Annotated in this window: 11 protein-coding genes; 4 read left to right on the top strand and 7 right to left on the bottom strand. The window is 47.3% G+C overall.

From position 1 onward, the window contains the following. Positions 1-13: 13 nt before the first annotated feature. The gene (locus tag WBJ47_RS01015; RefSeq protein WP_422243883.1) at positions 14-1,633 is read right to left on the bottom strand and encodes a GMC family oxidoreductase; all 1,620 of its coding nucleotides are present in this window, start codon (positions 1,631-1,633) and stop codon (positions 14-16) included. 122 nt (positions 1,634-1,755) lie between these two features. After that, positions 1,756-3,441 (bottom strand): caspase family protein, encoded by a 1,686-nt coding sequence (locus WBJ47_RS01020; RefSeq protein WP_422243882.1) that lies wholly within the window; start codon positions 3,439-3,441, stop codon positions 1,756-1,758. A 134-nt stretch (positions 3,442-3,575) separates the two neighbouring features. Between WBJ47_RS01020 and WBJ47_RS01025 the strand changes: the two genes are divergently transcribed. Together WBJ47_RS01025 and WBJ47_RS01030 are read left to right on the top strand one after the other, a co-directional pair. Next, positions 3,576-4,016, top strand: coding sequence for a hypothetical protein (locus WBJ47_RS01025; protein ID WP_422243881.1), 441 nt, complete (start codon positions 3,576-3,578; stop codon positions 4,014-4,016). Positions 4,017-4,108: 92 nt separating this feature from the next. Then, entirely contained in the window at positions 4,109-4,807 is a 699-nt protein-coding gene (locus WBJ47_RS01030) for a hypothetical protein (RefSeq protein WP_422243880.1), read from the top strand. Positions 4,808-4,920: 113 nt separating this feature from the next. Here the strand turns inward: WBJ47_RS01030 and accC are convergent, their stop codons facing one another. From accC to WBJ47_RS01055, 5 genes are all read right to left on the bottom strand, one after another. Further along, on the bottom strand, positions 4,921-6,300 hold the full coding sequence (gene accC / locus WBJ47_RS01035) for an acetyl-CoA carboxylase biotin carboxylase subunit (protein ID WP_422243879.1): 1,380 nt from the start codon (positions 6,298-6,300) through the stop codon (positions 4,921-4,923). 72 nt (positions 6,301-6,372) lie between these two features. Beyond that, positions 6,373-7,848, bottom strand: a complete 1,476-nt coding sequence (locus WBJ47_RS01040; protein ID WP_422243878.1) for a CoA-binding protein — start codon at positions 7,846-7,848, stop codon at positions 6,373-6,375. Between the two features lie 4 nt (positions 7,849-7,852). Further along, positions 7,853-8,569, bottom strand: a complete 717-nt coding sequence (locus WBJ47_RS01045; protein WP_422243877.1) for an acetate--CoA ligase family protein — start codon at positions 8,567-8,569, stop codon at positions 7,853-7,855. Between the two features lie 35 nt (positions 8,570-8,604). Then, on the bottom strand, positions 8,605-8,829 hold the full coding sequence (locus WBJ47_RS01050; RefSeq protein ID WP_422243876.1) for an acetyl-CoA carboxylase biotin carboxyl carrier protein subunit: 225 nt from the start codon (positions 8,827-8,829) through the stop codon (positions 8,605-8,607). A gap of 54 nt (positions 8,830-8,883) precedes the next feature. Next, positions 8,884-10,419, bottom strand: coding sequence for an acyl-CoA carboxylase subunit beta (locus tag WBJ47_RS01055; RefSeq protein ID WP_422243875.1), 1,536 nt, complete (start codon positions 10,417-10,419; stop codon positions 8,884-8,886). Positions 10,420-10,518: 99 nt separating this feature from the next. On the opposite strand from WBJ47_RS01055, the gene WBJ47_RS01060 reads away from it, so the two are divergent. Next, positions 10,519-11,454 carry a TrmB family transcriptional regulator gene (locus WBJ47_RS01060; protein ID WP_422243874.1) on the top strand — a complete coding sequence of 312 codons (936 nt, stop codon included), beginning with the start codon at positions 10,519-10,521 and terminating at the stop codon, positions 11,452-11,454. Between the two features lie 175 nt (positions 11,455-11,629). Beyond that, positions 11,630-12,610: a tripartite tricarboxylate transporter substrate binding protein gene (locus WBJ47_RS01065; protein ID WP_422243873.1), complete on the top strand. Its 981-nt coding sequence runs from the start codon at positions 11,630-11,632 to the stop codon at positions 12,608-12,610. Positions 12,611-12,671 lie beyond the last annotated feature (61 nt).

A 12,671-nucleotide genomic window follows, 5' to 3' on the forward strand; every position in this document is an offset into this window, starting at 1 on the left:
GCGGTGAATGCACTTAGTGTTTATCGAGGGAACGATCTTCCAAAATCATCTGTGAAGCCCGCTCCGCAATCATGATGACAGGCGCACTGGTATTGCCGCTTGGCACCTGAGGCATGACAGAAGCATCCACAACCCTCAGTCCGTCAAGCCCTTTGACACGCAGACGATGATCGACCACTCCATGCTCATCCGGTCCCATCCGGCATGTGCCAACCGGGTGGTACATGGTCTGCGACTGCGCACGGATGTATTGTTCAAAATCACGGTCCGTCACGCACCCTGGACCCGGCAAAGTCTCTGCACTGACATGCTCTTTGAAAGGTGAAGTCTGATAGATCTGGCGAATGATTTTGAGACCGACGATCAACGGCTTAACGTCACGTTCATCCGCCAGATAGTTTGCAAACATGCGTGGCGCCTGACGGAAATCAGCAGACTGCAGCGTCAATTTTCCTTTTGAATACACATGCAGCAAGCCACACGAGGCCGTGATCGCAGGCGCTTTGTCTGCACGATACATCCCACTTGCCCCCAACATACTAAAGGGACGCATCTGCATCTGCAAATCGACTCGATCACTATTGACACCTGAGCGGGCAAACAGTCCAACTTGCGCGGCAGCAGAGTTGAGCAAACCTTTTTTAGACACAAGATAACGCAGGACCTCCGGGATCATCCTCACGTTACTAGATATTTTGTGATTGATGGAAAACGCAGGAGCCACACTCGCGAGACTATGCACGTAGACATGATCATGCAAGTTCATCCCCACACCAGGCGCATGATGCAACACCTCAATGCCGTGCTCACGGAGATGATCGGCAGGCCCAATACCCGAGAGCATCAAGATCTGAGGTGTATTAATCGCACCGCCTGACAAAATCACCTCACCCGCACCGATGTTCATCATCTGGCCGTTGATGAGACAACGCACACCGACTGCCTTTTTTCCTTCAAACAAAATACGCTCGACCAAGGCGTTGACCTTGACCGTTAAGTTTGCACGCTTGCGGATGGGATGCAAAAAAGAACGTGCAGCTGAGGCGCGCACACCCTTGTGAATCATCAGCTGTACGTAGCCCACCCCTTCCTGCGTGATGCCGTTGAAATCATCGTTGGATCGGATACCGGCATTGATTGCTGCAGCAACAAAAGACTGAGAGGCCAGATGAGGTTCCTCGAGCGCAGAGACTTTGAGCTCGCCCTTTGCACCATGATAGGTGGACTCGCCCGCAAAGTGACACTCTGTACTTTTAAAAGCGGGCAACACGTCGGACCAGCCCCAACCCGGGTTGCCGGCATCACGCCAGGCATCGTAGTCCTCAGAGGTGCCACGCATATAAACATGACCGTTGATGCTGCTCGAGCCACCCAGCGTTTTCCCGCGCGGCCAACCGATCCTGCGACCGTTCAAGCCAGGCTCAGGCTCGGTCTGATAACACCAGGAGACATTCGGATTGTTTACCACCCTTGGCACACCGGCAGGGATTTTGAGCCAAGGATTAGTATCCTCAGGCCCCGCCTCAAGCAGTAATACCCGGTTGGAGGCATTAGCAGACAACCTATTGGCCAGCACACAGCCTGCCGAGCCCGCACCAACAATCACAAAATCGTAGTGTTCACTAAATGTCATGGCGTTTTCTTTGAGTAATCGAGCACCAGAATCTTGTCATTATCGGCGATTACTCTCATCGCTACAAAATAAGTCTTGCTCGCAGCACCACCAATAATTCGGAACATACCTAATTTAATTCGCTAAACACTCAAATTCAGCGTTGTTTTTTGTTGGTAAAGTTCCATGAGCTCAAGTCTTTCCGAGAGCACGATTTGTCCGTTACGTTTTCGCCTCAAGGTGTCACGCTTCACCGAAAAATTCAAACCAGGCACTTGCCAGTACGTTTCTATGAGTTCAACGTCATTCGTCACATTCCAGCCACGCGCTTCGATTCTGAATGTATCAAACTCTCCTGCGGGAACCCGGATTTTTTCTACTGCGGCAATTTTGATATCGTAAGTCACCAATGATCTCTGGCCCTCGACAGTACTGATATTAGACGCCGTCCATTTCTTACCGAGTTGAAGCTCGGCGGGGATCATTGCCAAAGGCGTGTCGAATTTACGGCCACGGACGGACATAGGGTTGCCCATTAAATCCAGAACAATCAGGCCATTATTAATTTCAACAAAATCTGCATCAACATCCACTTTTGTAATTGTCGCAACACGTACCTCTGTCTCGATGCCGGACAACATGTCAGAGATCCGATTTTTCGACTGATCTCCCACAGTAAAGATTCTCCCGAGTTCGTAGCGTCCGACTGAATAGGGATTCGGAGAGGGCTTCCATAGCTTGGGCACAGTCAACCCTGGCCCTAACCTCACCGCAGCACCCGTCTCCGGAGGTGCGAAAGGCTTCATGTTTCCTGCAAGTTCTTTCTTGTTCTTTGCAGAAGCAACCCCACTTGAAGGAACAGCTGAAAGCGTTAGCTTAGAGGCTTGCTCCAACATCAGTTTTTTTAATCTCTGGTGCGCGACCTCGGAAAAGCGTCCGTTGGGATATTTGCGTAAATACGCCACCCAGTCCGTTTGGGCTTTTGAGTCTTTAACTTTTGACCAATCCGTAATTTCTTCCTGAATCAAACGCTCAAGATCAGCGGCGCTTTGTTTTTTATTTGCGGAAGGAAAAAGATATATATCTGATTCAAGCGAGGTGGTCTCCCACGGAATTTGATCTCCGTTAGACGCAATACGAACATTCAAACGCACTCTCTTAAGCGCATCTTCGACCCTGACGTTTGGCACCGAAAGCTCTCTCACAAGATTTTCAGTATAGAGACCATTTGCACCATTACCGTCAGACGCGACCTTGCCCGGTGAAGTTGAATAAGCAAGTAAGCTACCAACCGGCGCATCAAACTGTGACAGACCTTTACTTTCTAATTTGTACCGATTACCAAAAGGATCGTCTCGGCAAGCATCCAAAATAATAATAAAAGTCTTATCTTTAATTTGACTAAGCTGGCCAAGCAGATTGTTCAAGTCGACACAGCGCGACTCCATATCCGACCGCTTTGTCACGGCAGCATCAACTGGAACGAGATAGTTGCGCCAATCCAGTTGCGCACCATGTCCTGCGTAATAAAAAACAACCACCTTTGTTTGTGATTGTTTAATCGCCCTAGTAAAACGCTCCATCGCAGCAATCAAGTTGGTGCGAGTGGTATTGAGTTGTGTATCGGTGACAAAGCCAGCAGTTTTGAGCAATGACGAGACAGCAGTCGCATCGTTGACTGGATTGCCGAGTGGCATGTCAGCGTACTGACTGTTACCAATCACAAGTGCTTGGTGTGCAGAAGAGCTTGGCGCAGCGAACAAGTCAGAAAATGAAACCGCAGGGGCTAATGAGGCGATCCCTTTAAGGAAGGTTCTGCGAGTGCTCATGTCTATTCCACTTGGGTTAAGAGATCTCATCAAGCCAAATGAAGGGCTTGCCAACATTACATACTGCTGCTCTTGCGAATATATTACACTTGTTAAAAGCATAGCCATTGCGAGTCTTAAAATCAGGACTACAGATGAAAGCTCACCAGATATATTTGTTGTTGTTCACTATATTGACTAGCATCTTTGTACCTATTCGGGCCCAAACTCTCATTAGCGAACAAGAGGCTGCACTGCCTGCCTATATCTCCAAACCGGCCTCGCGCAGCATTATTCGCGGGCCTGTGGTTAAGTGGGTCAATCCTAAAAATGGAATCACAGTCAGCTCACCTTTCGAGCTTAACGTATTACTTCAGCCTCGCGAGGGTGTCGAAATTGATCCTTCGTCCCTAAAGGTCACTTATCTCAAATCACCACTTATTGATCTCATGCCTCGCCTGCGAACTGCAGTCACCCAAAACGGTATCGAATTAAAACAGGCGATCGTCCCTACCGGCTCGCACACCATTCGCCTCACAATCAAAGATGTCGAGGGTCGCGAGACTAATTCGCAAATCACCATTCAAGTGAAATGATAATGATGTGCCCATACTGTGTGAGCGATTTAAATAGTCATGCACTTGTTTGTCACCATTGCAGACGCGACATTGCTTTACCCAAGAAACTTATGTTGCGAATCAACGAGCTCGAAGATCAGCTACACACTTTAGAAAAAAATCAGCTAAGTCAGATGCAGTCTGACACACTATCGATCGAGACAGACAGCTTTGAAGCAACAACAAGCTCGTTCGAAAAATATCGTAATTTCTTTTTTGATTTCTCAAGGTTTTTTATGTTGCCGTTACTTTTATTAGTATTGGCACATGTCTGCATCACGATTATTTACGACACAAAAATTGTATACCTCCGTATCGTCACGCTTATTTTACCAATGTGTTTTGGATATTTTTTGTACCATAAGCAATCACGTAATACGCTTGTATGGCTAATCTGTGTGGTGACACTTGGGTGGGTTTCTGTTGCAGGCATGAGCGTTGTCACCAGCCACGTCGATGACTCACCGATCTGGCCCCAAACAATCTATGTATGGCGAGACTTGATCGAGTTTGCTATGAGCATAACTTTTAGCTACGTAACCGGCATGCTGTTAGGCAGACTCTCATTTTTAAAATCAAACAGCCCAGTCACCTCAACGACGGTCATTACACACACAGCAGGCGGCTGGTTTTTAGATAAAAATGAGGAGCAGGTACCATCTGCTTCTTTACAAATCATCGCTAAAAAAATTAACGAATTCACTGCAACCTTAGGCGCGATCATCACTACGATTATTGCTATTTACACAGGATTAAAAGGCTTGCTTTAAGAAAGTGTCCGCAACAAAACTGAGTGTTGCTTTCACGCTGTTCTCCAGATTAGAAACGGAAACCTCAGGCAGATAGTTTAGTAAAAGATGAATTTGCTCAGCCGCGAATGACACTATAAAAGCTTCCGCATCGGATGTTTCTCATACATTTTCTCTTTCACGAATTGTGTATAAACGTCATTGTTTGCAAATGCCTCTTCAGACAACAAGCGTTGATGAAAGCTTAATGTTGTCTCAATTCCTTCAATGCGCGTTTCGTGAAGAGCGCGTTTGAGACGAGCAATCGCTTGTGTACGATTTTGTCCCCACACAATTATTTTCGCTAATAACGAGTCGTAATACGGTGGCAGATCGTAACCAGCATATACATGCGTATCGACTCTCACACCTGGCCCAGCCGGCATTTGAAAGACCACAATCTTTCCAGCACAGGGTATAAAAGCCTTGGCTGGATCTTCTGCGTTAATTCTGACTTCTATTGCATGACCATGCAAATGGATGTCTTCTTGTGACAAAGAAAGCGGCTCACCTGCTGCCACGGAAAGCTGAAGTCCTACTAAGTCAACTCCCGTCAATATTTCAGTCACAGGATGCTCAACCTGAATACGCGTGTTCATTTCAATGAAATAAAACTCGCGCGATTGGGGATCGACAATAAACTCAACAGTCCCCGCACTACGATAACCAATAGACTGTCCCAACTGTCTTGCAGCGCTACGAATACGGTTTTGTAATTCCTGATCAAGAACCGATGCAGGTCCTTCTTCGAGTAGTTTTTGATGTCGACGTTGGATGGAACAATCTCGGTCGCCGAGATGTAAAACGTTTTGACCATCACCAAAAATTTGTACTTCTATATGGCGTATTTTCTCAAGGTATTTTTCTATATATACCTCGCCTGAACCAAACGCGACCTCGGCCTCATTTCTCGCGCGACTGATGCTTTCCTCAAGCTCTTTTTCGCTACGTACGACGCGCATGCCTCGACCGCCACCACCTGCAACGGCTTTTATCAAGACGGGATAGCCTACTTCATTTGCAATATCGATAGCCTGTTGATTAGAATCAACGGTATTGTATGAGCCGGAGCCGACTGGAACACCAGCTTGTTGGGCACACTGCCGTGCTCGAACTTTATCGCCCATCGTGCGAATGGTATCGGGTGAAGGACCAATGTAAATCAGACCTGCATCTTCGACTGCCTGCGCGAACTCAGCATTCTCTGAAAGGAACCCATAGCCCGGATGAACTGCGTCGGCACCCGTTTGTTTTGCAGCATTGATCAGTGCGGGTCCATTCAGGTAACTTTCTGATGGTTTCGGTCCGCCGATACAAACCGATTCGTCCGCCATATAAACCGCTGCGGTTTCACGATCGGCTTCGGAATACGCCTGAACGGTGGCAATACCAGCATCGCGACAAGCGCGAATAATCCGTACGGCGATCTCTCCTCGGCTGGCAATCAATACTTTCTTGAGTGTTTTTTTCATCATGCAAAGGCGATTAAACTTGATTTAAAGAAATATCTTTTTATAGCAGTTGCTTTATCAGATCTATCACATGGTTCAAATAGACCTGTTACTCAGATATGTACCGTATCTCTTTAATGCACCCAAGGCGCGGGCGGCAGAGGATAAATCCAAAAATGTTGGAATACCTGCTTGCATTGCTAACGTTGAATACTGATGCCGCTGCTCTTCATACTCCATCTGACCAGTTGAGCGTAAAACTAAAAATAGTCGCGTGTCGTCTGGCATCGCAGAATTGAGGTTAAGTACCATCTGCATGAGCTCTTGCATCAACTTTCCGTCGCGGTACGGAAGAATGACTGGCAAGTTGAGATGAACTAATACAACCTCGGGGCGATCTGCCTCCACAACAATTTTCAGTAATTTCTCTATCAAATCTTTACCGTATCGATTTAATAGATTTGCAGGAAAATCTAAGGGATTTTCCAAACTCGCGCCCGCAGAAATACCTAAAGCGCTTAACCCAACGCAGGCTTCAGGACCGATCGCCGGAATCTCAATCCCTAGTCGTCCCAAAGCATCTGAGGCCAACACACTCGCACCACCTCCATTACCAAACAATACAACGTTGCCCACAAAAGGTTTTTTACCTGAGCCCCAGCTTTGAAAGGCCACGAGCGAATCAATAAATTCCTCAAGACTTTCCACAAGAACGGTTCCCGTCTGGGCTGCCAATGCTTTCCAAACCTGGTCGTTTCCTGCAAGAGAGCCTGTATGGGATGCGGCTGCCCTTTGCCCTTGTTCGGTTCTCCCGCCCTTTAGAATCACGACAGGCTTTTTTGCATTGGCTGCGCGCAAGATATCAAAAAAACGGCGCCCTTCCTGAACGGTCTCGAGATAAGCTCCTATAACCTTGACGCCAGGGTCAGCCAGGTAATGCTCCAACAAATCACAAGGACCGACATCGAGACAGTTTCCCAGAGAAATAACGCCCGTGAATCGTAGACCGCGATATTCACCGTGTTTAATAATGTCTACAGAAAGTCCGCCACTTTGAGAAAAAATGCCAACCGTTCCTGGAGATGCCATTTGGCCATCAACGAAAGTCACTCCTGCGGAAGGCAGGTGCACGCCTAGGCAATTAGGGCCAAGTAAACGTACGTTGCCAGTGCGCAAGGCATCAAGCAAAGACGCTTGCAAATCCTCCCCCTTACCACCTTCACCGAATCCACTTGACATCACCTGCGCGAACTTAACACGTCCGCCTGCATTAGCGAGAAGTGCTGGAACACCCTCTGCAGGAATGGCAATGAAAGCGTAATCAATCGGCTCTGGAGTATCCGCGAGACTAGGATAGGCCGGCAGCCCCTCTAACTCTGTTTCCGTTGGGTGAATCGGATAAATATTCCCCGTAAATCCCGAGCGACGTAGCCGCTGAATGAAACGGTTACCCTGCCCCTCAGTCTTACTAGAAACACCCGCCACCGCGATGGATTTTGGATGAAACAGAGCATCAAAGCCAACGTTTAAGTCAGCATGTTGATTGGTTTTGTAGTCAGACATAGGATTCATTTTTTTATTTCTCTGCCAAAACAATACGCGCATCCAATGCAATGACACCTTGGTCATTCGCTAACAATGGATTGACGTCTAGCTCTTTGATTAAATCCTTCAGCTCAAAGAACAGGCCATGCTCACCTCCGACAGCCAACAACGTGCCAATGAGCACTTGATCAGAAACGGACACACTGCCTCTCGCACCCTTGAGTAACGCGTGGCCACGCAACTCATGGATCATCTCTCTCGCATCCACTTCCGTAATTGGGCAAATCCTAAATGTGACATCCTGCAAAACCTCAACGAATATGCCTCCCAGGCCATACATGATCACAGGCCCGAAAGTCTCGTCGCAGTATCCGCCAATGACGATTTCATGGCCCTTTCCGGCCATTTCTTCAAGCAAAAAACCGTCAATCGAGTATCCACTTTCTCGACACCGCTTGGTCATGTCATCGATGGCAGACTGAATAGCATCTACAGTGTTTAAACCAAGTACGACCCCGCCAAAATCAGATTTGTGGAGTACGTCAGGCGAAACAAGCTTTAGCACAACCGGCAATGAAAGTTTCTGCAAAGCGGTTTTAATGTCTTCGCTCACCTGAATGACCAAAGATTGTGGAGAATGAATGCCGTACTCTTTGAGTACTTGCTTAGATGTGGGCTCATCAAGCGCACGACGACCATGCGCCTTGGCCTGTTCAATCAATTGACGCGCCGTTTTAACTGTCTCCATGACTACCTCAAGTCAATTGTTCCGCGAGTCAAGGCTCATTCCACCTTGAGCGTCACTACGACATCGCCTTCAGAAATTGACTGTCCCTCAACCACACAGACCTCATGCACGACGGCCGTCTCGCTCGCTGTCACAGGAATTTCCATTTTCATAGACTCCAATATGACAAGCTCGCCTTCTTCTTCGACTGCATCACCCGGCTTGACTAACACTTTCCAGACAGTTCCAGTGATATCACTTTTAATTGAAACGATGGCCATTAAAAATCTCCACAATGATTAAATGAATGATTAACCTTCAGTAATGCTGTTTTTTTAATAGCTGGTCGGCCAATTGCTCAAACGATGCTGCCCTATTCCTTTCGATGGCGCTCTTGAATGCACAGCGAGCACTGCCTTCAGATAGTCTCGCGTTTCTCGCGGCTCTATCACACTCTGAATTTCATATAGCGCTGCGAGTGCCCAAGGTGCATTATCTTGCGATACATTTTCAACCAACTGCAAAAAGCGCACCGGATCATCCTCGTACCGCAAGCCATGCAATACATTCACAGCGGTCCCTGCATCCATAAAACCATAATCGGCTTCAGGCCATGCGGCAGCGTCATTACTATTGCGTCCACCGCCCATATTTAAATAAGCTTGCCCGTAGTTTTTTCTGAGCGTCACGGTGATTTTCGGTACAGTGACTTGCGCCAATGCGTTCATCCAATTGATGATCCGCCCAGGCGCACCACGTCGCTCACCATCTATACCGATTAAAAATCCAGGCTGATCCACCAGAAACACAATGGGGATGTTAAATGAATCGCAAAACACCAAAAAACTGGTTGCTTTCGCGCACGCATCGACATCGATGGAGCCACCTTTAAATTTTGGATTATTCGCGATCACACCCACTGTCTTGCCATCAATTCGACCCAAGGTGGTTACGAGTGACTTACCAAACCGCGGTTTGAGTTCGAACATTGTGTCCGTATCGAGCACGCGACGAATGACCTCTCGACTGTCGTACGTTTTTGATCTTGACTGCGGAACAATGTCTAAAATATCTTTAATCGCATCATCTGAACCTTCTGGCACTGCAGCCACGGGGGGCGCCTCGCCATTGTGACTTGGCAAATAACTCAGGAATCGCTTAACAGCATCCAGCGCCTCCTCATCTGTATCGACAGCCACATCGACTAGGCCCGTTGTAGCTGTATGCAACTTCCAACCACCCAACTCCTCGGAATCAACAGTTTGCTTGATTGCAAGCTCTGTGACCCTGCCACTCGCAACGGCCATCGTTGCCCCTTTGCGCATCACCACAAAGTCAGACAAACACGCATACCAGGTCGATGATCCATAACAACTACCTAATAACGCCGATACCCACGGTGTGCGGCGGTCACGCAAGAACTCCACCGGATCCTGCCCAAGAATCGCACGACCCTCTGCTCCCATCCGGTCAGGCATTCGTGCACCTGCAGACTCTCCAAGCAAGATGAGCGGCAACCCAGAATCATTGGCGACCGCACGGATATGCTTAATCTTCTTGCCATTCACGACACTACTTGTGGCACCAAGAACGGTGAAGTCATTTGAGACCACGGCAACCGGACGTCCTTTGACCTTGCCAAAACCGGCTATTTTTCCATCCGCAGGTGTTTTATCCCTCGCAGCAGGTCGATATGACGCAGCGAGCAGACCCGACTCGAAAAAACTCTCACTATCAAGGAGGTAGTCTAATCTTTCACGTGCATTGAGCATGTTTTGCGCGCGTCGCTTGGCAATTCGCTCTGCGCCACCCATCGCTAAGGCTTTTTCCCGTCGCTGTTGAAGTTCTGTTTGATTAGTCTCTTGGCTCATGGTGTTTTGTGTTGATTAGTGACGAGTATAAAATTATTGTAGTTGTCAGAGCTACTACTGTCAATCATGAATTATTATTGGATTTTGATGGAAACTCTTATGTCAAAACATAGCCCAACAAAGACAGTCTATGGCAGAAGAAATATTGAAAGCCCAAACCCCATACAAGACCTTCAAACATTGGGATTTTCGGAATATGAGGCATCCACTTACCTAGGCGTTCTTCGCAGGAACCCTGCTACCGCATACGAAATTAGTAAAACTGCGGGTCTTCAGCGCGCCAATACCTACGCAGCACTAGAGAATCTAGTCAAGAAAAAAGCCGTTCAGCCCATTAGCGAAAATCCTGTACGTTATGTACCTGTTGAACCGAGCATCTTGCTTGAAATGATTGCCTCAAACGTCAATGGTGTTTGCGATCGCCTTCAGCAAACGTTTGATGCCATGCAACCACAAGAAAGTTCTGATGTCGTATGGAGCATCGATGGCGAAGAGAGGATTACTGCGAAGATTGATGAGCTGATTGATACAGCCAATAGTCATATTTGGATTAAAGCTTCGACAGAGGTTCTTATCAAGCATGCACCGCGCATGAAAAAGGCCGCGGCACGAGGCGTCAATCTTGTTTTTGTTGTTTTTGGAGAGGACGTTAAATTTTTACGTTTTGGAAAAAACTGCAAAATTTATCTTCACGAAGGAAATGGTCAACGCGTCGGCGGCGCAGACAACCTTTTTACTCTAGCTATCGACTACAAAATCGCCTTGACAGCAAGCTTAGATGCCTCACTTACAGGCGCATACACAACAAACCCTGCGGTAGTGCGCATGGCGGAAACATTGATCCGCCACGATGTCTATATGGCAGAAATAATGACGCTCTTAGGCAAAGAGATTGAATTACGATTCGGCAAAGGCCTGATTGAACTCAGGAAAGAACTTTTCTCACCCGAACAAATGACTTTGCTTACAAAAAATCTCGATAAAGCGACCGATAACAATAAAAAACCTGCCTCACGAAAGCGAAAAACACTTTAATCCGTCAAACTTCATTGACTAGTAGCAGCCGTTGGTACTACTATAAATTCACACTCAAAAGGTGAAGCATGCAAGTCTGAGATCAATAACTAAACAGCGCATGTAAGGACCGGGTCGACTCAAGCCAACGTACTCGTGTTGCTTAATACTTGACATTCACTGCTGGAGACAAACGATGCGTAAGTTTTTTCTTCTCTGTATGGCCACAGTACTTTTGACACTTGGTTTGAAAGCCGCCATCGCGGAGCGCGTTCAGCTAGGACAAAACACTCAGTTCATCGTACCGGCTGGCGCGGGTGGCTCCCTTGATATTGTTGCCAGAAAGATTCAAGAACTACTCACGCGAGAAGACCTCGTTCGTAATTTCGTCGTACTGAACCGTCCAGGTGCTGGCGCCCAGCTTGCCTTAAACGTACTCAATCAGAACGTCGGCGATCCAAACTATCTCATGACATTACCGACGGCTATCATCAACAATAGTTATCTTGGGATGATCAAGACCACCTACAAGAGCTACACGCCCATCGCTATGTTGCTCGATGGTTACGTTGGTATATTGGTTAGAAGTGATTCACCCTTTAAAACTGCAGACGATCTGATCAATCATCTCAAAAAAGATCCCAATAGCCTGAATATCGCCATTGCCGCAAGCTTAGGCAATGATGTCCATGTGGGGACCGCCAAGGCCTTGATGCTTGCTGGCGTAGACATTTCAAAATTAACCTTCGTTCCGTTTAAATCATCTTCAGAGTCCATTACGAACCTTATCGGCGGAAACGTCGATGTTGTAGGTGCGACGACACCTACTATCATCCCAGCACTACAAGGTGGAAAAGTTCGAGTTTTAGCGATTGGCGCTCCTGAACGGCTCAAAGGTTTATTGAGCACTGTCCCAACATGGAAAGAGTTGGGTATAGACACCATCACCTCTTCTCCTCAGGGTGTGATGGCACCAAAAGGGATTACCCCCGAGCAAATCAAGTTTTGGGAATCCGCATTAAGCAAAGTCACTCAAACAAAAGAGTGGAATAATTTTCTCGACCAGAACCAGTGGGCTTCCCGTTTCATGACATCAGAAGAAACGATAAAAATGCTCGAAATGGAAACGGCAGTCATCGAAGATGTGTTGAACAAGTTAAAAATCAAGAAAAATTAAAGCACTAGAACTGGCACCTCTTGACTCAAAACACAAAAGTGAGTCGACATACGATTACACC

It is taken from the genome of Zwartia sp., from assembly GCF_049655405.1.
GTDB lineage: Bacteria > Pseudomonadota > Gammaproteobacteria > Burkholderiales > Burkholderiaceae_B > Zwartia.